22 protein-coding genes are annotated in these 26338 nt (G+C 62.4%); 12 read left to right on the forward strand and 10 right to left on the reverse strand.

The window, feature by feature from the left end:
- Window positions 1-83 precede the first annotated feature (83 nt).
- Genes AAGF34_RS15410 through AAGF34_RS15420 form a run of 3 tightly spaced genes read left to right on the forward strand, consistent with a single transcriptional unit; the run spans window position 84 to window position 4892 of the window.
- Entirely contained in the window at window positions 84-3653 is a 3570-nt protein-coding gene (locus AAGF34_RS15410) for an ATP-binding protein (protein WP_342616599.1), read from the forward strand.
- A complete protein-coding gene (locus tag AAGF34_RS15415) occupies window positions 3637-4614 on the forward strand; it encodes a response regulator transcription factor (protein WP_342616600.1) in 978 nt (325 codons plus the stop codon). The genes AAGF34_RS15410 and AAGF34_RS15415 overlap by 17 nt, the downstream gene beginning before the upstream one ends.
- An 11-nt stretch (window positions 4615-4625) precedes the next feature.
- The gene (locus AAGF34_RS15420; RefSeq protein ID WP_342616601.1) at window positions 4626-4892 is read left to right on the forward strand and encodes a VF530 family protein; all 267 of its coding nucleotides are present in this window, start codon (window positions 4626-4628) and stop codon (window positions 4890-4892) included.
- Window positions 4893-5222: 330 nt separating this feature from the next.
- On the opposite strand, the gene AAGF34_RS15425 is transcribed toward AAGF34_RS15420, so the two are convergent.
- A complete protein-coding gene (locus AAGF34_RS15425; protein WP_342616602.1) occupies window positions 5223-6731 on the reverse strand; it encodes a methyl-accepting chemotaxis protein in 1509 nt (502 codons plus the stop codon).
- Between the two features lie 290 nt (window positions 6732-7021).
- Here AAGF34_RS15425 and urtA point away from each other — a divergent pair, with 290 nt between their 5' ends.
- The 7 genes from urtA (at window position 7022) to AAGF34_RS15460 (ending at window position 16015) form a co-directional block, all read left to right on the forward strand.
- On the forward strand, window positions 7022-8284 hold the full coding sequence (urtA, locus tag AAGF34_RS15430) for an urea ABC transporter substrate-binding protein (protein WP_342616603.1): 1263 nt from the start codon (window positions 7022-7024) through the stop codon (window positions 8282-8284).
- A gap of 164 nt (window positions 8285-8448) precedes the next feature.
- On the forward strand, window positions 8449-10017 hold the full coding sequence (gene urtB, locus AAGF34_RS15435) for an urea ABC transporter permease subunit UrtB (RefSeq protein WP_342616604.1): 1569 nt from the start codon (window positions 8449-8451) through the stop codon (window positions 10015-10017).
- A complete protein-coding gene (gene urtC, locus AAGF34_RS15440) occupies window positions 10014-11135 on the forward strand; it encodes an urea ABC transporter permease subunit UrtC (protein WP_342616605.1) in 1122 nt (373 codons plus the stop codon). The genes urtB and urtC overlap by 4 nt, the downstream gene beginning before the upstream one ends.
- Before the next feature lie 82 nt (window positions 11136-11217).
- Window positions 11218-12099 carry an urea ABC transporter ATP-binding protein UrtD gene (urtD, locus tag AAGF34_RS15445; RefSeq protein ID WP_342616606.1) on the forward strand — a complete coding sequence of 294 codons (882 nt, stop codon included), beginning with the start codon at window positions 11218-11220 and terminating at the stop codon, window positions 12097-12099.
- Window positions 12100-12113: 14 nt separating this feature from the next.
- Window positions 12114-12812 carry an urea ABC transporter ATP-binding subunit UrtE gene (gene urtE, locus AAGF34_RS15450; protein ID WP_342616607.1) on the forward strand — a complete coding sequence of 233 codons (699 nt, stop codon included), beginning with the start codon at window positions 12114-12116 and terminating at the stop codon, window positions 12810-12812.
- 205 nt (window positions 12813-13017) lie between these two features.
- The gene (locus AAGF34_RS15455) at window positions 13018-15492 is read left to right on the forward strand and encodes an EAL domain-containing protein (protein ID WP_342616608.1); all 2475 of its coding nucleotides are present in this window, start codon (window positions 13018-13020) and stop codon (window positions 15490-15492) included.
- Between the two features lie 10 nt (window positions 15493-15502).
- Window positions 15503-16015, forward strand: coding sequence for a chorismate lyase (locus AAGF34_RS15460; protein WP_342616609.1), 513 nt, complete (start codon window positions 15503-15505; stop codon window positions 16013-16015).
- A gap of 6 nt (window positions 16016-16021) precedes the next feature.
- Here AAGF34_RS15460 and AAGF34_RS15465 read toward each other — a convergent pair whose 3' ends face one another.
- From AAGF34_RS15465 to AAGF34_RS15500, 8 genes are all read right to left on the reverse strand, one after another.
- Window positions 16022-16852, reverse strand: coding sequence for an urease accessory protein UreD (locus tag AAGF34_RS15465; protein WP_342616610.1), 831 nt, complete (start codon window positions 16850-16852; stop codon window positions 16022-16024).
- A gap of 16 nt (window positions 16853-16868) precedes the next feature.
- Window positions 16869-17636, reverse strand: coding sequence for an ABC transporter permease (locus AAGF34_RS15470; RefSeq protein WP_342616611.1), 768 nt, complete (start codon window positions 17634-17636; stop codon window positions 16869-16871).
- Window positions 17633-18460 carry an ABC transporter ATP-binding protein gene (locus AAGF34_RS15475; protein ID WP_342616612.1) on the reverse strand — a complete coding sequence of 276 codons (828 nt, stop codon included), beginning with the start codon at window positions 18458-18460 and terminating at the stop codon, window positions 17633-17635. Before AAGF34_RS15475 ends, AAGF34_RS15470 begins: the two co-directional genes overlap by 4 nt.
- Window positions 18460-19491, reverse strand: coding sequence for an ABC transporter substrate-binding protein (locus AAGF34_RS15480; RefSeq protein ID WP_342616613.1), 1032 nt, complete (start codon window positions 19489-19491; stop codon window positions 18460-18462). The genes AAGF34_RS15475 and AAGF34_RS15480 overlap by 1 nt, the downstream gene beginning before the upstream one ends.
- 225 nt (window positions 19492-19716) lie before the next feature.
- Window positions 19717-20946, reverse strand: a complete 1230-nt coding sequence (locus AAGF34_RS15485) for an ArgE/DapE family deacylase (RefSeq protein ID WP_342616614.1) — start codon at window positions 20944-20946, stop codon at window positions 19717-19719.
- Window positions 20947-20983: 37 nt separating this feature from the next.
- On the reverse strand, window positions 20984-22768 hold the full coding sequence (uraD, locus tag AAGF34_RS15490) for a 2-oxo-4-hydroxy-4-carboxy-5-ureidoimidazoline decarboxylase (protein ID WP_342616615.1): 1785 nt from the start codon (window positions 22766-22768) through the stop codon (window positions 20984-20986).
- Window positions 22765-23727, reverse strand: a complete 963-nt coding sequence (puuE, locus tag AAGF34_RS15495) for an allantoinase PuuE (RefSeq protein ID WP_342616616.1) — start codon at window positions 23725-23727, stop codon at window positions 22765-22767. Before puuE ends, uraD begins: the two co-directional genes overlap by 4 nt.
- Window positions 23724-24368: a GntR family transcriptional regulator gene (locus tag AAGF34_RS15500; RefSeq protein WP_342616617.1), complete on the reverse strand. Its 645-nt coding sequence runs from the start codon at window positions 24366-24368 to the stop codon at window positions 23724-23726. The genes puuE and AAGF34_RS15500 overlap by 4 nt, the downstream gene beginning before the upstream one ends.
- A gap of 79 nt (window positions 24369-24447) precedes the next feature.
- Here AAGF34_RS15500 and uraH point away from each other — a divergent pair, with 79 nt between their 5' ends.
- Entirely contained in the window at window positions 24448-24801 is a 354-nt protein-coding gene (uraH, locus tag AAGF34_RS15505; protein ID WP_342616618.1) for a hydroxyisourate hydrolase, read from the forward strand.
- A 58-nt stretch (window positions 24802-24859) separates the two neighbouring features.
- On the opposite strand, the gene AAGF34_RS15510 is transcribed toward uraH, so the two are convergent.
- The gene (locus tag AAGF34_RS15510) at window positions 24860-25402 is read right to left on the reverse strand and encodes a hypothetical protein (RefSeq protein WP_342616619.1); all 543 of its coding nucleotides are present in this window, start codon (window positions 25400-25402) and stop codon (window positions 24860-24862) included.
- Window positions 25403-25486: 84 nt separating this feature from the next.
- On the opposite strand from AAGF34_RS15510, the gene xdhC reads away from it, so the two are divergent.
- Window positions 25487-26308 carry a xanthine dehydrogenase accessory protein XdhC gene (gene xdhC, locus AAGF34_RS15515; protein ID WP_342621112.1) on the forward strand — a complete coding sequence of 274 codons (822 nt, stop codon included), beginning with the start codon at window positions 25487-25489 and terminating at the stop codon, window positions 26306-26308.
- Window positions 26309-26338: the final 30 nt, after the last annotated feature.

Below are 26338 nucleotides of genomic sequence, written 5' to 3' on the forward strand. Positions count from 1 at the left end.
ATTAAGTTCGTGCGATAGATTAATACACATTTCTAAGCAAGGCCCGTGCCCTGCGGAAATGGCATGGATCGTGCACCCCCGTAATGGTGCACCCAATCCGTGACAATTCCAATGAGGCTCCAGAGGCAAACCCGGCTGCGCGGCAGCGGGTGGTCAAGATTCGCCGCGATTACAACAACTGGGTAGCCAGCGAGACCATGGAAGACTACGCGTTGCGCTTCACGCCGCAGCGTTTTCGCCGGTGGTCCGAGTGGCGGGTGGCCAACACGGCCTTTGGCGCAGCCTCCTTCCTGGTGCTGGAGGCGGTGGGCGCGACTCTGCTGGTGCAATACGGCTTTGTGAACGCGTTCTGGGCGATTCTGGTCACCGGGCTGGTGATCTTTCTGGCCGGGCTGCCCATCAGCGTGTATGCCGCACGCTACGGCGTGGACATGGACCTGCTCACGCGCGGCGCCGGGTTTGGCTACATCGGCTCCACCATCACCTCGCTGATCTACGCGTCCTTTACCTTCATCTTCTTTGCGCTGGAAGCTGCCGTCATGGCCTATGCGCTGGAGCTGGCGCTGGACATTCCACCCACCTGGGGCTACCTGATTTGCGCGCTGATAGTGATACCGCTGGTGACGCATGGCGTCTCTACCATCAGCCGCCTGCAGCTGTGGACCCAGCCGATCTGGCTGCTGATGCTGCTCGTACCGTTCTGCTATGTTTTGGTGCGCGACCCCACGGCCTTCAAAGGTATTACGCACTACGGCGGTGATGTTGGCAAAGGTGGAGTCTTTGATGTGCACCTGTTTGGCGCAGCACTCACGGTGGGCATTGCGCTGATTACCCAGATGGGGGAGCAGGCCGACTACCTGCGCTTCATGCCACAGCAGACCAGTGCCAACCGCAAGCGCTGGTGGCTGGCGGTGCTGGTGGGCGGGCCGGGCTGGGTCATCCTGGGTGTGGTCAAGATGCTGGGCGGCGCCTTTCTGGCGTATCTGGCCATCACCCATGCAGTGCCGACCGACCGTGCGGTGGACCCCAACCAGATGTACCTGGCGGCCTACGAGTACGTGTTTCCCACCCTGGGCTGGGCGGTGGCGGCCACGGCCCTGTTTGTGGTGCTGTCGCAGCTCAAGATCAACGTCACCAACGCCTATGCCGGGTCGCTGGCGTGGAGCAACTTCTTCTCGCGCCTGACGCACAGCCACCCGGGGCGGGTGGTGTGGGTGGTGTTCAACAGCCTGATCGCCTTCATGCTGATGGAGATGGACGTGTTCCAGGCGCTGGGCGATGTGCTGGGCCTGTATTCCAACATTGCCATCGCCTGGATCATGGCCGTGGTGGCCGATCTGGTCATCAACAAACCGCTGGGCCTGTCGCCCAAGGGCATCGAGTTCAAGCGTGCGCATCTGTACGACATCAACCCGGTGGGTGTGGGTGCGATGGCGCTGGCATCCCTCCTGTCGATTGCCGCCTACCTGGGCATGTTCGGGCCCACGGCGCAGGCGTTCTCGGCGGTGGTAGCGCTGGTGACCGCCATGGTGGCCTCGCCACTGCTGGCGCTGTATACCAAAGGGCGGTACTACATCGCAAGAGAGAGTGGAGCCCCCACGCTCTCCGCTACGCGTGAGTCGCTGCCCCCCGAGGGGGCTAACCCGCCTTGGGGCGGCCCGGCGGCGGGTTGGTCTGCCCATTCGCCCATGCGCTGCGTCATCTGCGAACGTACCTACGAGGGGCCGGACATGGCGCATTGCCCGGCCTACCAGGGACCGATCTGCTCCCTGTGCTGCACGCTGGATGCGCGCTGTGGCGACGTCTGCAAGCCGCACGCCAGCCTGGCGGTGCAGTGGTCGGGCGCTTTGCGCTGGCTGCTGCCGCGCGCCACCTGGCCCTATCTGGACACGGGCCTGAGCCATTTTGTGCTGCTGATGGGTGTGATCGTGCCGCTGCTGATCACTGTGTTTGCCATGTTCTACCGGCAGGAGCTGGCTGCGTTTGCCGATATGGCTGAGAGCCAGGAGGCGCTACGTGCCGCGCTGCAGTCGGGTTTCTCCAAAGCTTTTGCCGCATTGCTATTGCTCTCGGGCATCGTGGCCTGGTGGCTGGTGCTGGCGCACAAGAGCCGCCAGGTGGCGCAGGAGGAGTCCAACCGCCAGACCCATCTGCTCATGCGTGAGATCGAGTTGCACCGCCAAACCGACAAGGCCTTGCAGGACGCCAAGGCAATTGCCGAAAAGGCCAAGCAACTGGCCGAGCAGGCCAATGCGGCCAAGAGCCGCTACATCAGCGCCATCAGCCACGAGCTGCGCACGCCGCTCAACAGCATCCTGGGCTATGCCCAGCTCATGGGGCAGGACGAAGGCATACCGCCGCACCGCAAGCAGGCGGTGAGCGTGATCCTGCGCGGCGGCGAGCATCTGCTCTCGCTCATGGAAGGCACACTGGAGATGGCGCAGATCGAATCCGGCAAGGTGGTGCTGTCGCTCAAACCCGTGCAGTTCGAAGCAGCCATGGCCGACATTGCCAACATGTTCGAGCTGCAGGCTGCGGACAAGGGGCTGTCCTTCCGCTACGTGGTGCAGGGCAGTCTGCCGGCCTGGGTCAAGGCGGACGACAAGCGCCTGCGCCAGATCTGCTTCAACCTGCTGGGCAATGCCATCAAGTTCACCCAGCAGGGCGGTGTGACGCTGCAGGTGCGCTATGCCCGCGAGATGGCCCACATCGAAATCCACGACACCGGGCCGGGCATGACACCTGAAGAGATCGAGCGCGTCTACGAACCCTTTGTGCGCGGTGACAGTGCGGCCAACGCGGCTGCCGCGGGCTCCGGCCTGGGCCTGACCATTGCCAAGATGCTGACCGATCTGATGGGCGGCGAGATGCAGGTGCACAGCGTGCCCGGTGAGGGCTCGGTGTTCTCGGTGCGCTTGTTCCTGCCGCAGCTGCATCTGGCGCCCGAAGGGGTGCAGCAGATGGAGGAGCATCGCCAGCAGCGCGCCAGTCGCAACGGTTATCTGGGCCCGCGGCGCAAGATTCTGGTGGTGGACAACGAAGAGGCAGACCGCGACCTGCTGCTGCATGTGCTGGAGCCGCTGGGCTTTGAATTGCGCCAAGCTGCCAGTGGCCATGATTGCCTGGACCTGCTGGCCGCCGGGCTGAATCCGGATGTGATCCTGCTGGACCTGGCCATGCCGGGCATTGATGGCTGGGAAACCCTGCGCCGCATCCGCGCCCTGGGGGAGCCGCAACCGGCGGTGGCCATCGTCTCCGCCAATGCGTTTGACCGCGCGCTGGACCATGGCCTGGGCATTGCGACCGAAGACTTCATCGTCAAGCCGGTGCGACACAGCGAACTGCTGGACTGGCTGGAGCGGCGCCTGCAGCTCACCTGGGTCAGCACGCCGGTAGCAGCACTGCCGCCTGTGCCAGCGCGCCCGGTGCGCCCGGCAACCCTGGTGCAGCCACCGCGCGAAGAGTTGCTGGCGTTGCAGGCTTTGGTGCAGCTGGGATACTTCCGCGGTATCACCAACAAGCTCAATGCCCTGGCGCAGGCCTACCCCGAATGCCAACCCATGACCTCCATGCTGGAAGCGATGGCGCGCCAGTACCAGTTCGATGCCATGCTCAGCCAATTGAAGAAAGCGCTGGATGAACCCGTCCATTGATATTGCCAGCACGCTGGATCGCGGCAACAGCGACGTGGTGCTGATTGTGGATGACGTGCCCGACAACCTGTCGGTGCTGCATGACGCCCTGGATGAGTCCGGCTACACCGTGCTGATTGCCACCAGCGGCGAGGCGGCCTTGCAGCGCGCGCTGCATGCGCTGCCCGATGTGGTGCTGCTGGACGCCATGATGCCCGGCATGGACGGCTTCGAAGTGGCCAAACGCCTGAAGGCACAAGCTGAGACAGCCCATATCCCCATCATCTTCATGACCGGCCTGACCGAGACCGAGCACTTGGTGGCGGCGCTGGACTCCGGCGCGGTGGACTACGTCACCAAACCGATCAAGCCCAAGGAGGTGCTGGCACGCATGACGGTGCATCTGGCCGGTGCGCGCGAACGCAGACAGGCCCGCAGCGCACTGGATGCCTTTGGCTACGCCACCATCACGGTGCGCGCCTCGGATGGCGCCTTGCTCTGGCAAACGCCTTTGGCGCGTGAGCTGTTGCAGCGCTATTGCCCCACCCAGGCACCCCAGGCGCCCGAGCCGGTGGTGGAGTGGCTGCGCCAATGCATCGCAAGGCTGGACCAGCCGGGCGAGCCGCCGCGCCTGACGCTGGAGCAGGGCACGCGGCGCCTGGGCTTTCGGCTGCACCAGCAGATTGGCGATGTGGATGCACAGGGCGACTGGTTGATCGTGATGCGTGAAGTGTCCGACACGGCGGTGATTGAAGCCTTGGCGCTGAGCTTCAAGCTCACGCCCAAGGAGGCCGAGGTGCTGTACTGGGTGGTCAAGGGCAAGACCAACAAGGACATAGGCGACATTCTGGGCAGCAGCCCGATGACGGTGAAAAAGCACCTGGAGCGGGTGTTTGTTAAGCTCGGCGTGGAGACCCGCACCGCAGCAGCCGGTATGGCCATGGGGCGCATACGCCTGCTGCAACCCCAGTTTGAAATCTGAACCCGCCCACCATGTCCGACACCCCGCAAGCGCCCGCACCAGCGCCCCAGGCTCAGCCCCACAACCCGCTGCACGGCAAGACGCTGGAATTCATCGTCAAGGCGCTGGTGGAGTGCTACGGCTGGGAAGGGCTGGCGGAACGCATTCCGGTGCGCTGCTTCAGCTTTGAACCCAGCGTACCGTCCAGCCTCAAGTTCTTGCGCAAGACCCCCTGGGCCCGCGACAAGGTGGAAGGGCTTTACCTCTTCATGCTGCGGGAGCAGAAGCGCCGGTCCTGAGCGCAGCTGCAGCGTGCGCGTCGACGCCACTGGGGCAGATGGTTCCGCGAATGTCCTCCGCCCTGCGGGCTCCTCCTTTATTTCGCTGCACCATCCGCCCCAGTGTCATCGGCCACCAGCACTGTTGGCGCGCAATGACTGAATTTCCTTCGCTTGGAAACGATGTTGGATGACTCAGGGCGGTGCGGCATTCAGTGCAGTGAGGTAAAGGAGGAGCCCGCAGGGCGGGGGACACGAACGGAACTGAGTGCCGTGGCGCCCTGAGTCCCGAAGTGCATGCAGGGTAGGTTTGCCAAACTCTTCCGTCATCTTTGACGGAAAGACCCGCAGTCAAGTTCCGGTCTTGAAGATGCTGACCACGTCTTCCAGTTGAGAAGCCTGGTCCTGTAGCGATTGGGCAGCCGCAGCCGCCTGTTCCACCAATGCGGCGTTCTGCTGGGTAGCGTGGTTCATTTCGCCGATGGCCTCGTTCACGCGGGAGATGCCCTCGGTCTGCGTGGTGCTGGCCGCTGCGATATTGCCCATGATGTCGGTCACATGGCGGATGCTCTCCACGATCTCGTTCATGGTGACGCCTGCTTGATGCACCAGTGCACCTCCGGCATCCACCTTGGAGACGGAGTCGTCGATCAGCGTCTTGATCTCTTTGGCGGCCACGGCGGAGCGCTGTGCCAGGCTGCGCACTTCGGCTGCCACTACGGCAAAGCCGCGGCCTTGCTCGCCGGCACGGGCGGCCTCCACGGCGGCATTGAGCGCCAGGATGTTGGTCTGGAAGGCAATGCCGTCGATCACGCTGATGATGTCCACGATCTTGCGTGAGGAATGGTTGATGGACTCCATGGTGTGCACCACTTCCGAGACTACGGTGCCGCCGCGCACCGCCACTTCGGATGCCGACTGGGCGAGCTGGTTGGCGCGGCGCGCATCGTCCGCGTTGTGGTTGACCGTTTCCGTCAGCGCCTGCATTGCGATCGAAGTATTTTCCAGCGTGCCGGCCTGTGTCTCGGTGCGCTGGGACAGGTCCATATTGCCTTTGGCAATGTCGCGTGAGGCGCTGAAGATGGTGTCCGTTCCCTGACGGACCTGGCGCACGATGCGAATCAGGCCTTGGTTCATCTCCTGCAGCGCGTGCTGCAGTTCACCCACTTCGTTGGAGGAATCGACGGCAATGTCCTGACTCAGGTCACCTGCGGCAATGCCACGTGCCACCACGACACCCCGACTCAAAGGCCGGGTGACAACGCGGTGGATGAATGGGTAGATCAACATCAGCACCGGAATGCTGGTCACAAAGGCAGCCAGAATGGATTTCCAGCGCTGCTCCACCAGTCCCGCGTTGACCTTGTCGAGCGACACCTTCATGCTGACTGCGCCCAGCACCGTGCCTTCGGGCACCTGGTGGCAACTGGTGCAATCCTTGCCCAGGGAGTTCTTCATGGCGATCACGGGGCGGATGGCGCGCAGGTACTCGCCCGACGCATCACTCTGCACCTCGATGGCTTCCTTGCCGCTTTGCAGCACGGTTGTTTCCTGGCTGTCGGGGGTGGCCTCGTTCTTGGCGTTGCCGGGACCGAACAATTTGCTGACGTTTTCACCGCGCAGCACACGCACGTCGCGTATGGAGCCCAGCTGCTTGACCTGATCCAGAAAGACATCGCGCTGAGCCACCGTGCCTGTCACCATCATGCCGGTCAGGCCGGCCATGGTTGCGTTGTGCATGCTGAGGGAGAAGTCCTGCGCTTGCTCCAGCGCGGCCTGGCGTGACACATAGCCCTGCCAGACGATGACCCCCGTCCAGACCACCAGCAAGGCAGCAGCAATGGTGGCAAGCAGTTGCATCCAGATTCTGGATCGGGTTGTATGTGTCATAAATAGTACGGACTCAAGAGATTCCTCCCAACGCATTGACTTGTTTGGGGCAAGTATCCCACTGTCTCCAGAGGTAAATTGGCAGACATCAAGATGTTACTTGCTCTAGGTCAAGAACGGTGATTTCTGTCGATGTACGCCACTTAGCGTATTTCCCAAGGAGGCCGGTGTTTTTACAGTTGACCCATCGTTTGGTGTTTTGCTTGCTGTCACGCAGGCGCCAGACGACCCTTTTGTTTATCAACCCCGGAGCAAACTACATGCAACGTCGATTTACCCTGAAGGCACTTACCGCTGCCGTCGCCCTCACCACGCTGTCCGCCGTGCCAGCGTTTGCCGCCGACACCATCAAGGTCGGTGTCCTGCACAGCCTCTCAGGCACCATGGCCATCTCGGAAACCGTGTTGAAAGACACCGTGCTGATGGCGATTGACGAAATCAACGCTAAGGGTGGTGTTCTGGGCAAGAAGCTCGAACCCGTGGTGGTGGACCCTGCCTCCAACTGGCCCCTGTTTGCTGAAAAGACCAAGCAACTGCTGACGCAAGACAAGGTTGCCGTGATCTTCGGTTGCTGGACTTCCGTGTCGCGCAAGTCGGTGCTGCCCGTGGTGGAAGAACTCAACGGCCTGCTGTTCTACCCCGTGCAGTATGAAGGTGAAGAGCTGTCCAAGAACGTGTTCTACACCGGTGCCGCTCCCAACCAGCAAGCCATTCCCGCTGTGGACTACCTGATGAGCAAGGAAGGCGGAGCCGCCAAGCGTTGGGTTCTGCTGGGTACTGACTACGTCTACCCCCGCACCACCAACAAGATCCTGCGCGCCTACCTGCACAGCAAGGGCGTGAAGGACACCGACATCGACGAGAAGTACACACCCTTCGGTCACTCCGACTACCAGACCATCGTGGCTGACATCAAGAAGTTCGCTGCCGGTGGCAAGACCGCTGTGGTGTCCACCATCAACGGTGACTCCAACGTGCCTTTCTACAAGGAACTGGGCAATGCCGGCCTGAAGGCCAAGGACGTTCCAGTCGTTGCCTTCTCCGTGGGTGAAGAAGAGCTGCGCGGCGTGGACACCAAGCCGCTGGTGGGCCACCTGGCTGCATGGAACTATTTCATGTCCATCAAGAACCCGACCAATACCGAGTTCATCAAGAAGTGGTCTGACTACGCCAAGGCCAAGGGCATTGCCGGTCACAAGGACAAGCCTCTGACCAACGACCCGATGGAAGCCACCTACATCGGCATCAACATGTGGAAGCAAGCCGTCGAGAAGGCTGGCACCACCGATGTGGACAAGGTCATTGCCGCCATGGCTGGTCAGAAGTTCAAGGCGCCCAGCGGCATCGTGTCGGAGATGGACGAAAAGAACCACCACCTGCACAAGTCGGTGTTCATCGGCGAAATCAAGGCCGATGGCCAGTTCAACGTGGTGTGGAAGACACCGGGCCCTGTGAAGGCCAAGCCATGGTCTCCGTACATCGAAGGCAACGACAAGAAGCCTGACGAACCTGTGGCGAAGTAAGAAGCTACTGCGCGGGCCGATCTGGACCCCTGCAGTGCTCACCGTACGCAAGTACGGTTGCGCGCTTCAGGGCCCACCTCGGCCCGCTCGCTACGCTTCTTCCAGTCGCCACTACAGGTGGGGCTGGCATTGGTTGGCTCTTACAGATAACAAATACATAACCCATGCGAAATTACCTGTTCATCGCTGCTTTGCTGCTGTCCTCCGGCGTACATGCGCTGACAGCCGATGAAGCAAAAGCCATTGCCGTGGGCGAGGGCGATGCGCGGATTGAGGCGCTGCACGCGGCAGTGGTCAAGCCCGACGAGAAAACGGTGGCGTTCATCCAGGCTTTGTCGGATGACGCAGTCAAGGTGGTGGCGGGCAAGCCCGTCATCGTGAACGGCGACAAAGGACAGGATCCTGTCACCGGTACGGAAGTCGCATTGCCCGACACCGCCGAAGATGTGATGAACAACAACCGCATGCGCGGTGAGCTGGACGCAGCACTGGCTGCACTCAAATTGCTGTCGCCCGACGTGTCGGTACGACGCGCCGCCATCAAGACCCTGCAAGGCTCGGTCGAAGAAAACACCCTGGTGCTGCTGGACAAAGCCTACGCGCAGGAGACGGTGGCAGACCTCAAGGATCAGCTGGGCCAGTTGCGCGCTGCTGCGCTGCTGGGCAGCAGTGACAAGGCCAAGCGCCTGCAGGCTGCCGGCCTGCTGGGCCAGAGCGCGCAGGCGGCCACCAAGACGCTGCTGGTGGAACGTCTGCAGGTGGAAACCGAAACGGACGTGAAGGCGGCGCTGGAGCTGAGCCTGCGCAAGGTGGAAGCCAATCTGGCCTGGGGCGACCGGCTGGGTGCCATTTTCAGCGGCATCAGCCTGGGCTCCATCCTGCTGCTGGTGGCGCTGGGGCTGGCCATTACCTACGGGCTGATGGGCGTGATCAACATGGCCCATGGCGAATTGATGATGATCGGTGCCTATGCCACTTACGTGGTGCAGGGCGTATTCCAGAAATATTTTCCCGGCGCATTTGACTGGTATCTGCTGGCCTCGGTGCCGGTGTCCTTTTTGGCATCTGCCCTGGTGGGCGCGGCGCTGGAGCGTGGCGTGATCCGTTTCCTGTATGGCCGTCCGCTGGAGACGCTGCTGGCCACCTGGGGTATCAGCCTGATGCTGATGCAGCTGATACGCACCATATTCGGTGCGCAGAACGTGGGTGTGGAAAACCCGAGCTGGATGAGTGGCGGTGTGCAGGTGTTGGGCAATCTGTCGTTGCCCTACAACCGGCTGGTGATCGTAGGCTTTGCGCTGTTCGTGCTGGCTGCCGTGGCGTTCTTGATCGGCAAGACGCGCCTGGGTCTGTTTGTGCGCGGCGTGACGCAGAACCGGCCGATTGCCTCCTGCATGGGCGTCAACACGGCGCGTATCGATACCTATGCGTTTGCACTGGGCTCCGGCATTGCCGGTCTGGCCGGTTGCGCGCTCAGCCAAGTGGGCAATGTGGGGCCGGACCTGGGCCAGGGCTACATCGTCGATGCCTTCATGGTGGTGGTGCTGGGCGGTGTGGGCCAGTTGGCCGGCACCGTGTACGCCGCCATGGGCCTGGGCATTCTCAACAAATTTCTGGAGGGCTGGACCGGTGCGGTGCTGGCCAAAATTGCGGTGCTGGTGTTCATCATCGTGTTCATTCAAAAACGTCCGCAGGGCATCTTCGCCATGAAGGGCCGGAGCGCTGAAGCATGACCAAGAACGCACCCGTTATGAATATTGATTTGCCCCAGCCAGCACCGCTGCTTTCGGGCAAGGGCTGGACCGCCTGGCTGGTCGCACTGATCGTGCTGTGCGCGGTGGTGCCCTTGCTCAACCTGCTGATTCCGGCAGACAGCGTGCTGCACATGAGCGACTTCGCCGTGGCACTGCTGGCCAAGATCATGTGTTACGCCATCTGCGCCCTGGCCATGGACTTGATCTGGGGCTACACCGGCATCCTGTCGCTGGGGCACGGCCTGTTCTTCGCACTGGGCGGCTATGCCATGGGCATGTACCTGATGCGCCAGATCGGGCTGGATGGCAACTACAAGAGCGAGCTGCCGGACTTCATGGTGTTCCTGGACTGGAAGACATTGCCCTGGCACTGGTATTTCAGCGGCAACTTCTTTGCCACGCTGATTCTGGTGGTGGCGGCACCTGGCATCGTGGCGCTGGTGTTCGGCTACTTTGCCTTCCGCTCGCGCATCAAGGGGGTGTACTTCTCCATCATCACCCAGGCCATGACCTTCGCCGCCATGCTGCTGTTCTTCCGCAACGAGACCGGCTTCGGCGGCAACAACGGCTTCACCGACTTCAAGCGCATCCTGAACATTCCGATAGCCACACCGAGCATGCGCATGACGCTGTTCGTGCTGACCTCGCTCACGCTGCTGCTGTTCTTCCTGCTGGCGCGTTGGCTCATCAACAGCAAGTTCGGCCGCGTGCTGCAGGCCATACGCGATGCGGAATCGCGCGTCATGTTTAGCGGCTATTCGCCCCTGGGCTACAAGCTGGGCATCTGGACACTCTCGGCCATGATGTGTGGCGTCGCTGGCGCGTTGTATGTGCCGCAGGTGGGCATCATCAACCCCAGCGAAATGAGCCCGGCCAATTCCATCGAGATTGCCATCTGGGCAGCCGTGGGTGGGCGCGCCACCTTGATTGGCCCCATCCTGGGCGCCTTCATCGTCAACGGTGCCAAGAGCTGGCTTACCGTGACCTACCCGGAGTTCTGGTTGTACTTCCTGGGTGCGCTGTTCATCGGTGTCACTTTGTTCCTTCCTGATGGGGTGGTTGGCTTGGTGAAGAAATTGAAGGGAGACAAAGCATGAGCGACGCCGGGCCGTCCCAAGTCGCGAGGGCCCCCGTGGGGGGCAGCGCAGTACATGAAATGACAAGCGTGGGGGCCATTCAATGACTCCCGAACTATTGGAACAAGGTGCCAAGCGCATCGAGGCGCGGTTGGCCGCGCTGGAGGCTAGCAAGGGCCAGACCGCCTCAGGCGGGCAAAAGGCGGGTTTTTCGCGCGTCAAGGTCAATGATGAAGTGGACGTCACCCACGGCCGCATCCTGTATCTGGAAGGCGTGAACGTCAGCTTCGATGGCTTCAAGGCCATCAACAACCTGTCGCTGGATATTGCTCCGGGTGAGCTGCGCTGCATCATCGGCCCCAACGGTGCGGGCAAGACCACGATGATGGACATCATCACCGGCAAGACGCGGCCCGATTCGGGCACCGTGTTCTTCGGCAGCACCATCGACCTGCTGCGCTACAACGAGCCGCAGATTGCGCAGTTGGGTATTGGCCGCAAGTTCCAGAAACCTACCGTGTTCGAGCACCTGACCGTGTTTGAAAACCTGGAGCTGGCACTCAAGACCAACAAGGGTGTGAAAGCCTCCATCTTCTTCAAGCTGGACTCGGCCCAGTGCGACCGCCTGGCGGAAATCCTGCACACCATCCATCTGGCCGACAGCGTGACACGCCAGGCCGGCAATCTGAGCCACGGGCAGAAGCAATGGCTGGAGATCGGCATGCTGCTGATGCAGGACCCCAAGCTGCTGCTGCTGGACGAGCCGGTGGCGGGCATGACCGATGAAGAAACCGAACGCACTGCCGAACTCTTTTTGACCCTCAAGGGCAAGCACTCGCTGATGGTGGTGGAGCACGACATGAGCTTCATCAACACCATCTCCGACATCGTCACCGTGCTGTGCGACGGCTCGGTGCTGGCACAGGGCACGCTGGCCCAGGTGCAAAGCGATGAGCGGGTGATTGAAGTCTATCTGGGCCGCTGAACATGACAGACTCCATGCCACTTCTCCAAGTCAAGAACGTCAACCAGTTCTACGGCGGCTCGCACATTCTGCGCGACGTCAGTCTCACGGCCGAACTCGGCAAGGTCACGGTGATCCTGGGCCGCAACGGTGTGGGCAAGACCACGATGCTCAAGTCCATGATGGGCCTGGTGCCCATACGCGATGGCTCCATCGCGCTGGGCGGAAAGGACATCCACAAGGCCACGCCGTACGAGCGTGCCCGCGCAGGCATCGGCTTCGTGCCACAAGGGCGCGAGATCTTTGCGCGCCTGACGGTGCAGGAAAACCTGCAGATGGGCCTTGCCTACAAGAAGGCCGGCACCGCCATTCCGCCCGAACTGTTTGAACTGTTTCCTGTCCTCAAACAGATGCTGGGTCGCCGCGGTGGTGACCTCTCCGGTGGGCAGCAGCAGCAGCTCGCCATTGCGCGTGCGCTGGCGGCCAAGCCCAAAGTGCTGATACTGGACGAGCCCACCGAGGGCATACAGCCCAGCATCATCAAGGACATTGGCCGCGTCATCCGCATGCTGGCCGACCGCGGCGACATGGCCATCGTGCTGGTGGAGCAGTACTACGACTTTGCCCAGGAGCTGGCCGACGATTACGTCGTCATGGAGCGCGGTGCCGTGCTGGCGCGCGGCAAGGGTGCCAATATGGAAGCGGACGGCGTGCGCCAGCTGGTGGCGATCTGATCCCTGCGACCCTTGATTTCTGCGAGAACAAAAAGAGGCGGGCGCTTTAGACCCGAGGGGCGGTACAGTAGAGGCTTCAATATAAAAATGCCTTGGGCACGTGTGTTCCGGGGCCGTTGCCAGTGTGCTGTCCATGAAACGTTTTCGCAGACGAGTTCTTGCCGTAAACAAGTGCCTTGGCCTCGTGCTGTTGCTGGCCTGCGCCATGGTGCACGCAAATTCCCGCGTGGTTCGAGTCGGCATTTACGAAAACGAACCCAAAATATTCTCCGATGCCAATGGGCAACCCAGCGGCATTTTGGGGGAACTACTCATGGAAATAGCCCAGCGCGAGCAGTGGGTATTGATGCCGATCTATTGCGATTGGCAGGTATGTCTGGAGTCCCTCAAGAACGGCGACCTGGATCTCATGCCCGATGTGGCCTTCAACGACCAGCGCGCGGCAATCTTTGATTTCCACAAGATTCCTGCACTGCTGAGCTGGTCGCAGATCTACAAGCACAGCGGCGTCACCATCAACACCGCGTTGGACCTGCAGGGCAAGCGCATTGCCTTGCTGGACGGCTCCGTGCAGCAGACCTATGTGCAGGACCTGCTCAAGGGCTTTGCCATTCGGGCGGATATCGTTCCGGTCAAGTCATTCAAGCAGGGGTTTGAACTGGTGCAGTCCGGTGGGGCAGAGGCGGTGGCCGCCAACAATTTCTTTGGCGATTTGCAGGCGCAGCGTTTTCAGCTGGACTCCACGCCGATTTTGTTTCAGCCTGCCAAGCTGTTTTATGCGACCGCCAAGGGCAGCAATGCCGATCTGCTGGCCGCCATCGACATCCATCTGGAGCAGTGGGGAAACCAGGCGAACTCACCCTACCAGAAGATTCTGGGCCGGTGGATGAAAGGGGAGCAGCGTTTCACGATTCCCGGCTATGTCTGGTGGGCGTTGGCCGCATTGGCTGCACTATTGGGCGTTGCGGTGGGCATCAGCTTGCTGCTGCGCTGGGAAGTGTCGCGCAAGACGCACAGCTTGCAAGCCAGCGAAGACAAGCTGGCGGCCATCCTCAACGGGGTGGATGCCTATATCTACATCAAGGACACCGAGCTGCGCTATCAGTACGTCAACCGCAAGGTGGCTGATCTGTTCAACTTGCCGGTGGAAGCCATCGTGGGCAAGACCGACGCGGAGTTTTTCGATGCGGATACCGTAGCCAGACTGCGTGCCAACGACCTGCGTGTAATTGAGGCAGGCGAACGGGTGGATGAGGAAGAGCAGAACCGCAGCGCCGACGGCGACTCGGCGCGGGTCTACCACTCCATCAAGCTGCCGCTGCGCAAGGGCGACGGCAGTATCTACGCGCTGTGCGGCATTTCCACCGACATCACGCGTCACAAGGAGGCCGAGCAGGCCATACACCAGCTCGCCTTCTTTGACCCGCTGACCAAGCTGCCCAACCGTCGCCTGCTGCTGCGCAATATGCAGCTCGCGTTGCGGTCCGCGGACCGCCACCAGGAATATGGAGCCCTGCTGTTTGTGGACGTGGACAACTTCAAGGATCTGAACGACACCATGGGCCATCCCATGGGTGACCAACTGCTGCAACACATGGCGCAGCGCCTGTCTCAGTGCACCCGCACCCAGGACAGTCTGGCACGCCTCGGCGGGGATGAATTTGTGCTGATGCTGCAAGGCCTGGGCTCGCAGATGGATGCAGCGGTGCAGCAGGCGCGTCTGGTGGCGCAGAAAGTGTCTTACAAGTTGTCGGAACCCTACCTGCTGGACGGCGGGCAGTTCACCTCCAGTGTCAGCGTCGGCGTTGCCATGTTCACCGGACAGGAATTGAACCAGGATGAACTGCTCAAACAGGCGGATCTGGCGATGTACCGTGCCAAGGCGGAGGGGCGTAACCGCATCTGCTTCTTTGATCCCCAGATGCAGGCACAGGTCAACGAACGCACGGCGCTGGAAGCAGCCATGCGGGAGGGCATCACCAATGGCCAGTTCGTGCTCCATTACCAGCCACAGATACGGGCGGATGGTGAACAGGTGGGCATGGAGGCGCTGGTGCGCTGGCAACACCCCACGCGTGGACTGGTCACGCCGAGTGTGTTCATTCCCGTAGCGGAGAGTTCCGGCCTGATTCTTCCGCTGGGGCAATGGATACTGGAAACTGCTTGCCGGCAGGCCGTGGTCTGGTCGCAGCAACCGGACAAGGCCCACTGGGTGCTGTCCATCAACGTCAGCGCCCGCCAGTTCCGGCAGGCGGACTTTGTCGAGCAGGTGCGCAGTGCCCTGCGTGTCACGGGCGCACAACCCCACCATATCGAATTGGAGCTGACAGAAAGCCAACTGGTGGACGACGTGGAGGGCGTGGTGCTGCGAATGGAGGCCTTGAAGGCTTTGGGTGTACGCCTGTCGCTGGACGATTTCGGCACGGGATATTCTTCGCTCAGCATGATCAAGCGCCTGCCGTTGGACCAGCTCAAGATCGACCAGTCATTCGTCCGCGACCTGGGCGATGGCGCGCACGATAGCAGCATCGTGCGCGCCATTGTGAACATGGGAGAGAGTCTGGGTCTGCGCGTGATTGCGGAAGGTGTGGAAACCGAAGCGCAGCGCGAGGTGCTGCTGGGTGTGGGTTGCCAGTACTTTCAAGGGTATCTGCTGGGGCGGCCCGCACCTGCGGAATAATCCCCTTCCCATGCTCCCTTCCCATCCTGCTCTTCGCCGTTGGTTGCAGGCCGACGGCTCACTCACCGCACGCCTGCGCCAACACGGTCAAGTCACCGTACAGGTGCTGGCGCAATCCGCCATGCCTCTGTGGCGCGAGGAGCGGCTGGATCTGGGTGTGCCTTGCGGCTATGTGCGTGAAGTCGTCTTGCTGCTCGATGGGGTGCCGGTGGTGTGGGCACGCAGTGCCACTCCGTTGCATGCCATTGAAGGACCCTGGCGGGCCATGCGCGGGCTGGGTACCAGGCCTCTGGCCGAGCTGTTGTTTGCGGGCCGCAGGGTGCAGCGGACGCCTTTGCGTGCGCACTATCTGGTCAAGCGCAGCGCAATGGAGCGCCACCTGCGTAACCAATGGCTGCGTTTGCCGCAGCAGACCGCCGGGGCTGAAGTGCCGCAATGGGTACGCAGCTCGGTGTTCTGGCACAAGGGGCAACCGTTGCGTGTGATGGAGGCGTTTGCGCCCTGGGTTTGCAGGCTGCGCTGAAGCCTCTTACATGCTCCAGATGCGCGGATTGCAGACCGGCAGCTGCCACAACGCCTGACGCCACGCATTGCGCACGTTGCGCAGCAATTGCATGGCAGGCTCCACCAGTGGCGCCAATGCGCGCAGCACGATGACCTGTCCGTGGGGGCTGGTGACGCCGGCTGTGGCCGCCAGTTCGCTGGCGGCAATGCATTCACGTGCAATGTCCAGCGCCTGTTGCTTGCGCGCGCGACTGATGGCGCTACCCGTCACAAAGAACAGGCTGGCCATGCAACGTGCGCCGGCCAACCCGGTAGGGCCATCCATCAGCCGGGTATCGGCGGCATCGATACGGCCACGCTCCAGCCAGACCCCGGGCAGTTCGATGTGCTGGGCCAGGCTGCCCTTCACAAAGGGCAGGTTCGCGTTGGGCAGGCCAAAGGCGGTCACGTCCCAGCCCAGCATTTCGGCGCCAGGCTCCAGTTCCATCTGCAGCCGGTTCTCGGCCTGGCAATCGCTGTAGCACAGCGCCTCCAGCGGCAGCCACTCCAGGCGGCTGTCGGCCTGCAGCTGTATGCGTGTGCGCTGCAAGGCCAGTGGACCGTCCGAGCGGTAGAAGCGCGTGGCGCCCGGCGTGGTGACCAGGCCATGGGTGCCGCTGGCGGCCTGCACGGCAATGTCCAGCGTGTCGCCACCCACCAGACCACCGGGCGGATGCACCAGCACGTTGTGGCAGATGGCATCGCCTTCGGGGTACAGGCTTTGCAGGATGCGCAGCGGTCCGCTGTGCTGGTGGTGTGCCACTACGCGCGCACCGTGGCGCGCGTAGGCGAGATTCAGGTTTGCCTGCCAGGCCATAGGCTGTCCGGGGAAATCAGTTGTTGTGCGAGCCGCGATGTGCCCAGCCGGTGGTGTGGCGCTCCAGCACGCTGAAGACCTCGTACATCACCATGGCCATGGCGCCCACCACCAGGAGGCCGGCAAAGGCCAGACCCATCTGCATGGCCGAGCCGGCCGAGATCAGCAGGTAGCCAATGCCCTCGTTGGCCGCCGTCATCTCCGACACGGTGGTGCCTACAAACGCCAGGGTGATGGCCACCTTGAGCGATGCATAGAAGTAGGGCAGGGAGCGCGGCAGGCCGACCTTGATCAGCACGTCCCAACGCTTGGCGCCCAGCACGCGTAGCACGTCTTCCAGCTCGGGCTCCAGCGTGGCCAGGCCGGTGGCGATGTTCACCATGATGGGAAAGAAGCTGATCAGGAAGGCCGTGAGAATCGCCGGCCCCACGCCGATGCCGAACCACACCACCAGAATCGGCACAAAGGCCGCCTTGGGCAGGGCGTTGAACCCGGTCATCAGCGGGTACACCGCGGCGTAGGCCAGGCGCGAGCTGCCGATCACAAAGCCCAGCAGCACCCCCACCACGATGGCGATGCCAAAGCCGGTCATGGTGACCCAGAAGGTGCGCCATGCGTGCGCGGCAATGATGGTCTTGAACTCCCACAGCTGAGAGGCGATGCGCAAGGGGCTGGGGAATATGAACTCGGACACGTCAAAGGCCGAGCAGATGATTTGCCACAGCGCGATGCAGGCGAGCAGCAGAATCCACGGCGACCAGGTTTGTAGTTGCTTGCTGTTCATGGGTTGGGCGTCGGCGTGATGGCGTTGCGCTGTGCGCCGATGTGGCTGCGCAGCTCGTGCACGATGTCAGTAAATGCGGGCGTGTAGGTCAGCTCCAGGTCGCGCGGACGCGGCAGGTCTATGGGCTTTCTGGCAATGAAGCGGCCCGGGCTCTTGCCCATCACGTACACGGTATCGGCCAGAAACACGCTCTCGCGCAGGTCGTGGGTGACCAGAATGACGTTGAAGCGCTGCTCGGTCCACAGGTCACGCAGGATGCACCACAGGTCTTCGCGCGTAAAAGCGTCCAGCGCGCCAAAGGGCTCGTCCAGCAGCAGCATCTTGGGCTCATGGATCAGGGCGCGGCAGATACTGGCACGCTGCTGCATGCCGCCCGAGAGCTGCCAGGGGAACTTGTCTTCATAGCCTGCCAGACCGACCTTCTGCAGCAGCTTGCGGGCGCGCTCCACATACTCTGCGCGCCGGGCCTTGAACTGGCTGCGGTAGGGCTCCACGATTTCCAGCGGCAGCAGCACGTTGTCCACCGTGGTTCGCCATGGCAGAAGGGATGGCGCCTGGAACGCCATGCCGGAAATCTTCAAGGGCCCGGTGACCGGCTGGCCATCGATATGGATGGTGCCGCGCGAAGGCATCTTCAGGCCGGTGGCCAATTTCATGAAGGTGGACTTGCCACAGCCCGAGGGCCCGACGATGGCGATGAACTCGCCTTGCCGCACCTGCAGATCGATGGCCTCTACCGCATACTGGTTCTGCGCCTGCAGTTCGGCGTTGTAAGCCAGCCAGACATCATTGAACGCAACAAACGCGCTGCTCTCAATCGTCATTATTTCTTGGCCGGCAGCACGTTGAGCTCGGCCGCCGTGGGCAGGAAGCTGCCGTTCCAGACCGCTTCCGGGCTGACGCGGGTTTTGGTGCCAAATGCGTCGGAAACCTGGCTGGCCATCAGTGCCAGGCGCGGTGCCTTCACCTGGCCAAAGCCTTCGGCGCGCGCGTCGGGGCTGTTGATGGCGGAGTCAATCGCCATCTGCAGGCGGCGCGTTTCCAGTTCGACATTGATGATGCCGTCGCGCTGTTTCACAAACTCGATGGCATCCGCTGGTTTGGCCATGGCGTCCTTCATGCCCTTGGCCGTGGCCACCAGAAATGCCTTGATGACTTCCGGGTGTTCCTTGATCAGCTTGGGTGAGGCGATGATGGCGTTGCCGTACAGCTTCACGCCATACTCAGGGTAGGGCAGCACCAGCACATCGGACGCCTTCACGCCACGCGCTTCCAGATTCAGCAGGGACGTGAAGGTAAAGCCGGTGATGGCATCGACATCGCCGCGTGCCAGCATGGTCTCGCGCAGCGGCGGGTCCATGGAGGTCCATTGCACGCCGGTGATGTTGTTGGCCTTGGCAAATACCGGGAAGGCTTTGCGGCCTGCATCAAATACCGGCGCACCCAGCTTCTTGCCGTTGAGGTCCTTGGGCGTCTTGATTCCGGACTTCTTCAGCGCCATGACCGAGGCGGGCGTGTTGTTGTAGACCATCATCACGGCCACCGGTTTGCTCGGTGCGTCCGGGTTGCTGGCGTGGAATTCCATGAGCGCTGCCAGGTCGGCAAAGCCCATGTCATAGGCGCCAGACGCCACACGCGTAACGGCACCGCCGGAGCCATTGCCTGCGTCGATGGTGACCTCGAGCTTGGCGTCCTTGTAGTAGCCCTTGGCGGCAGGCGTGAGGAACAGGGCTGCGGGGCCTTCAAAGCGCCAGTCGAGTTGGAACTTGATGGGGGTCAACTGGGCGGAAGCGGCACCGGCCAGCAACAGGGAGACGGAGAGGGCGCAGGCGCGCAGGACTAGGCGTTTTTGCATGGTGTTCTGGTTCTGAAAAGCGAATGACCAGTCTAATGCAAGAAGGGTGCCGGTCACGTGGTGAGCCGACCCCATCATGCAACGGTTGTTTGCGGACACAGGCCGCCGTGGCACTCAGCGCCGTTCGTGTCCCCCGCCCACTGCGTGGGCTCCTCCTTTACCTACCGGCGCTGAGTGCCACGGTGGCCTGCGTCAGGCTGCGTTGTTGGCACTCGCCAAGCAGACTCAAGCCTTGGCCAGCAAATCCAGCAAGGAGCGCGCGATGACCTTGGTTGCGCGGCGCAGGTCTTCCAGCACCAAGTTCTCGTCGGCGCGTTTGGCGTTGGACTCCAGCACCGTGCGGGGGCCGGCGCCGTAGATCACGCCGGGAATGCCTGCCTCGCAGAAGATGCGCACATCGGTGTAGAGCGGCGTGCCCAGGGCAGGAATGGGTTCTCCGAACACGTCGCTGGCGTGCTTCTGCAAGGCGTCCACCAGCGGCTTGTTGCCGGGCAGGGGCTTGAGGGCGTTGGCTAGCAGGATGCGTTTGACGTCCACCGTGATGCCGGGCGTCTGAGCGGCTGCATCGGCAATCACCTGGCGGATGTTGGCCTCCACTTCTGCCGGGTTCTCTTCCGGGATCATGCGGCGGTCAAGCTTGAAGGTCACGCGGCCCGGGACCACATTGGTATTGGTGCCGCCTTCGATCATGCCGACGTTGAGATAGGGATGGCTGATGCCTTCCACCTGGGAGGTGATCTGTTGGTACAGCGTGTTCTGCGCATAGAGCGCGGTCAGGATCTTGTTGGCGCCTTGCAGGGCGTCAATGCCCGATGCGGGAATGGCCGCGTGTGCCATCTTGCCGTGCACCGTGACTTCCATTTGCAGACAGCCGTTGTGCGCGGTGATCACCTGGTAGGAGAAGCCGGCGGCAATCATCAGGTCTGGCTTGGTCAACTTGTTTTGCAGCAGCCAGGCGGGCCCCACTTCACCGCCGAACTCCTCGTCGTAGGTGAACAGCAGCTCCACGTTGCCGTGCAGCGGAATGCCCAGCGCCTCCAGCGCGCGCACTGCAAAGGTGTAGGTGGAGAAGTCGCATTTGCTCACGGCAGCGGCGCGGCCGTAGATCTTGCCGTCTTCGATTTCGCCGCCGTAGGGGTTGTGCACCCAGCCTTCGCCGGGTGGCACCACGTCACCGTGGGCGTTGAGGGCGATGGTGCGACCCGCGCCGTATTGGCGGCGCACGATCAGGTTGGTGATGGTCTGTAGTCCGGCGGCCTTCACCAGCTCGGCAGGCACGGCGTGGCGTTCGGTGGGCAGGCCCATGGCTTCCAGCAGCTCGGCTGCGCGTTCGGCGTGGGGCGCGTTGTTGCCCGGTGGCGTGTCGGTGGGCACCTGGAGGAGTTGCTGCAGGAAGCGCACCTGTTCGTCAAAGTGCGCATCAATCCAGTGGTCGAGTTGGTCGTAGTGGCTCATGGAAATTCCGGTTGGTAATCTTTGAATGGTGTGGAGCTCAGGGCGTCTGCTGCGCCAGGTTGTGCAGCAAGTGGTCAAAGGCCTGCACGGCCAGCTGCATGTCGTCGCTGGTGGTGGACTCCAGCGGGTTGTGGCTGATGCCGGCGTTTTCGCCACGCACAAACAGCATGGCCTGCGGCAGGATGTCGTGCAGCTTCATGGCGTCGTGGCCGGCACCGCTGGGCATGCGGTACAGGGGCAGGCCCAGCGCAGCGACGGCTTTCTCCCAGCGCTGTTGCCAGGCAGGCGCACTGGGCGCCGCGCTGGCGCGCATGCTCTGGGTCAGATTGCATTCAAGGCCGCGCTTGCGCGCAATCTGTTGCGCCTGGGCGATCACATCGCGGTCCAGCGCATCGCGCTGTGCATCGGTGGGCGCGCGCAGGTCCAGCGAAAACTGGCAGCGGCCGGGCACCACATTGATGGAGCCGCCGGGCACCTGCAGGATGCCGACCGTGCCCACCGAGTCGCCGTCGGCTGCGGCACGCTGTTCCACATACAGCGCCAGCTCGGCTACGCCGGTGGCGGCGTCGCGCCGCAGCTGCATGGGCGTGGTGCCGGCGTGGCAGGCCATGCCCAGCATCTCGCCGGTGTAGCGCACACTGGCGTTGATGGAGGTGACGATGCCCAACGGCAGGTTGCGTTCGTTGAGCACCGGGCCCTGTTCGATATGCACTTCCACAAAGCCCAGATAGTCGGCAGGCTTGCGTGCCAGGGAGGGGATGGCGGCGATATCCAGACCGGCATGCTGCATGGCGGCACGCATGCTGATGCCATCGGCGTCCACCTGGTCCAGCCATTCGGGCTTGAAGTCGCCGGCCAGGGCGCCGGAGCCCAGAAAGGTGGCCTTGTAGCGCTGGCCTTCTTCTTCGGCAAAGGCCACGATTTCCAGGTCGAACGGCAGGCGTTTGCCCGCTGCCTTGAGCTGTTGCACGCAGGCCAGCGGCACATAGATGCCCAGGCGGCCATCGTATTTGCCGGCGTTGCGTACCGTGTCGTAATGGCTGCCGGTCAGCAGCGCCTGCTGGCTGGTGCAGGTACCCTTGTAGCGGCCCACCACGTTGCCCACGGCATCGATATGCACCGCGTCACAGCCAGCGTCCTGCATAGTGGCTACGATGCGCCGGGCACAGGCCCGATGGGCATCGGTCAGGTAGGTGACGGTGAGCTGGCCCTGCTCGGCAAAGCCGGTGTCGCTGTACTGGGCCAGTTCCTCCTGCCAGTCCCACACCTGGTTGCCACGGGTCAGGGACACGCCGAACTTGTCGTTGAGCCGGATCTCGGCAATGCGGTGCACATTGCGCAGGCATTCCTGCAGTTCGTAGTCGGGGTGACCTTTGAGGCGCCGCTCGAAGGTGGCAATGATCTCGGCCTTCTTCAGGCCCACGCCGCGCGGGCCGCGCACCGCCAGGATGAAGGGGAAACCGAAGCGAGCGTTGTACTCCGCGTTGAGCTTCTGGATTTTCTCGAACTCGGCCGGAGTGCACTGTGTGAGCCCGGCCTTGTTCTGCTCGTTGGTGGACTCGGCCGTCAGGCTCTTGTCCACCATGGCCTTGCCTGCTAGCTCCGGGTGGGCGCGCAGCAGGGCGAGCTGGGCGTCCCGGTCGGCCTGGGTTACCACCTGGGTCAGCGCGTATTTGAGCTGCGCCAGCGACTGAAACGGGCGCTGCTCCAGCGCTGCGCGCATGATCCAGGGCGAGTGCTCGTACAGGCCGTCGAGCATGGCGCACGCGTCGTCCAGCGACGCGGCGTTGAGCTGTTCCAGCGTGAGGGGCGCGCTGCTCATGGTGCCGCCTGCTCGGTGTAGGGATGCACCGCCTTCCAGTGGCGGGCGATGTCCAGGCGGCGGCAGACCCAGACCTTGTCATGGCTCTGGATGTAGTCCAGGAAGCGTTGCAGCGCGGTGATGCGCCCGGGCCGGCCCAGCAAGCGGCAATGCATGCCGATGCTCATCATGGCCGGCTGGTTCAGGCCCTGCGGGTCGCCTTCGGCATACAGGGTGTCAAACGCGTCCTTGAGGTACTGGAAAAATGGATCAGCATGCGAATAGCCTTGGGGCAGGGCAAAACGCATGTCGTTGCAGTCCAGGGTGTAGGGCACGATCAGCTGGGGCACCACGTCGCCATTGGACTTGCGCACCTTCATCCAAAAGGGCAGGTCCTCGCCGTAGTAGTCGCTGTCGTACTCAAAGCCGCCGTAGTCCGCCACCAGGCGGCGGGTGTTGGGGCTGTCGCGCCCGGTGTACCAGCCCAGGGGACGGTTGCCGGTGAGCTGCTCGATGATCTCCATGCCCTTTTGCATGTGCTCGCGCTCCACTGCCTCGTCGATGTTCTGGTAGTGGATCCAGCGCCAGCCGTGGCAGGCGATTTCGTGGCCCAGTTGCACGAAGGCGGCAGTGAGTTCAGGGTGCCGCTGCAGTGCCATGCTCACGCCAAACACGGTGAGCGGCAGGCCACGCTTTTCGAACTCGCGCAAGATGCGCCACACGCCCACGCGCGAGCCGTATTCGTAAATGCCTTCCATGCTGATGTGGCGGTCCGGGTAACTGGCCGGATTGAACATCTCGGAGAGGAACTGCTCGGAGCCCGCGTCGCCATGCAGCACGCTGTTCTCGCCGCCTTCTTCATAGTTCAGCACGAACTGCACGGCGACGCGCGCCTGGCCGGGCCACTGTGCATGGGGCGGTTTGGGGCCATAGCCGATCAGGTCCCGCGGATAGCTTTGGGTGGAGTCGTAATGGGTCATATCGGATTGGGGCGTAGGTTGAAATTCAGGGCTTGTTCGACATTGCGCAGATGCTGGTCCATGAGCGCGGCAGCCTGCTCGGCATCGCGTGCCTTGATGGCCTTGACGATGGCCTCATGCTCGTCATGGGAGTGGGCAGCTGCAGTGGAGGTCTGGTACATCAGGGTGATCAGGGCGCTGCGCGAGATCAGGTCCATCAGCAGATGGGCCAGCACATCGTTGCCCATGAGCTTGGCCATGTGCACATGGAAGTCGCCCAGCAGCTCGGTCCGGTTGGGCACGTCGTTGTTCTGCACGGCCAGTTTTTCCTGCGTCATGTGCGCCTGCAATGCCTTGATGTCACTCGCTTTCGCGTCCTTGACAAAAGCACGGACCATGCCCGCCTCCAGCATGCGGCGCACCTCGAAGACTTGTTTGGCTTCCTCGCTGCTGGGAGCCGACACAAAGGCACCGCGGGCCGGTTCGATCTTGATCAGGCGGTTTTGCGAAAGGCGGTACAGGGCTTGGCGCACCAGCGTGCGTGACACGCCATACTGGTCGGCCAGCTTCTGCTCCACCAGCTTGGCACCGGGTTGCAACCGGTGCTCCACGATGGCCTTGGTGAGCGAGTCCACAATGAAACTGGTGGCTGTGATGTCCATGGCCGAATGATAGCGGCAAGTCCAAAAAGTGTATACACTTTGGCGAACCACTTTTTTGATTCAGCAACAAGGAGTTTTCATGGGCCTGAGTACACATGTGCTGGACACCATGCACGGCACGCCAGCAGCGGGCATGCAGGTGGCGCTCTACACCACCGAGGGCGAGCAGGCCACGCTGGTTAAGCGCTTCACGCTCAACAGCGACGGCCGCAACCCAGATGGTTTGCTGTACGACAATGCCAGCTTGAAGGTCGGCACCTACCGGCTGGTTTTTGATGTTGCCGGGTATTTCAAGACGCGGGGAGTGGCCTTGCCGGAGCCGAATTTCTTGAACCAGGTCAGCCTGGACTTTGGCGTGGCCCATGTGGACCAGCATTACCACGTGCCGTTGCTGGTCAGCCCCTGGAGCTATTCCACCTACCGTGGATCCTAGGCCAGCACCAGCAGCGAGGTTGGCCCGGCGGCAGGTCGCCGATGCCGGGCCGCACGATTTACATCTGGCCTTCGGTCAGGGTGTCGAGCTGGAAGCGTCCGCTCTTGTGCCACAGCCAGGTGTCGGTGTAGGTGACACGGCCCATCTTGACGGGAACCGGGAAGGGGGCTGCGGCGCGCACCGAGCGCTCCACGTCGGCCATCACCTCGGGAGCCTGCGTGGGAGCACGCATCCAGCTCACATGGGTCACGTTGCCGCGGCCATCGATTTCCACCTGCAGGACACCCACGGCATACAGCAGCGGGGGCATCTTGCCGGCGTAGATGCGGCCGGCGTTCTTTTCATAGAGGTGGGCTGCTGCGTCACGCCGGTATTCCCTCGGCGTCAGAGCGTTGGAGACTTTGGCATAGACCGGCTCGGGCGCGGGTGGAGGTGCCACGACCACCGGAGGCGCCACGGGAGCCGGGATGGCAGCCGGCTTGGGAGCGGGCGGTGGAGGGGTGGCGCAACCGGCAATCAGCGCGGCAATGCAGACGCCAAGGCGGGAGAGGTTGGCTTTCACCGTGCTGCGCTGGCGACGCTGGGGCATTGGGTTTTCCATGCTTGTTCCTCGAAAAAATTATGCTGGCCCGTACTGTGCACCGAAACGGGCCGTTTTTGACACGCCGGCGCAAGTAAAGGGTATCTGATTGTGATTTCGCAATTATTGAGCAAACTGGCGCAAGAAGGTGCGATTCTGGTGTCCGTCACGGCGACGCGGGGTTCGGTACCTCGGGAAACCGGGACATGGATGGCCGTATTTCCGGCCTCCCTGGTGGGAACCATAGGGGGTGGGCGGCTGGAGCTGGATGCCATAGGCCACGCCCAGACCATGCTTGTTGCTTGCAAGGACCAGCCCGTGCGGCAGCCTGAGCGCGTGCTCTATCGCCTGGGCCCCAGCCTGGGGCAATGCTGTGGCGGGGAGGTGGAACTGCAATACGAATACGTGAGTGCGGCGGACGCATCGGCCTTGCAAACCCGTCTGGCGCCCGCCTACCAGCCCTTGGCGCTGTTTGGTGGCGGACATGTAGGGCGGGCATTGGTGCATGTGCTGTCCACATTGCCACTGCAGATCCGCTGGATCGACAGCCGTGACGAGATCTTTCCACCGACCATGACTGACACGGTGCAGTGTGAGCACTCTGACCCGGTGCAGGCCGCCGTGCCACAGCTGACCAGCGGCAGCCGGGTGCTGGTGATGAGCTTCAGCCACGCGGAGGATCTGGACATTGTGGCGGCGTGCCTGGCGCGTCAGCGTGAGCGCGGCGATCTGCCCTACATCGGGCTGATCGGCAGCAAGACCAAATGGGCGTCATTCCGCTCCCGCCTGAAGGCGCGAGGTTTCAGTGAAGCCGAGCTGGCGCATGTAACCTGCCCGATCGGTATCGCTGGCATTGCCGACAAGCGGCCGGAGGCGATTGCCATCGCGGTGGCGGCCCAACTCTTGCTCTTGCAGAAACAGCCATAGTCTGCAAAACTGTATACAATTTTTTGACTG

The sequence above is a fragment of the Rhodoferax sp. GW822-FHT02A01 genome (assembly GCF_038784515.1).
Lineage (GTDB): Bacteria > Pseudomonadota > Gammaproteobacteria > Burkholderiales > Burkholderiaceae_C > Allorhodoferax.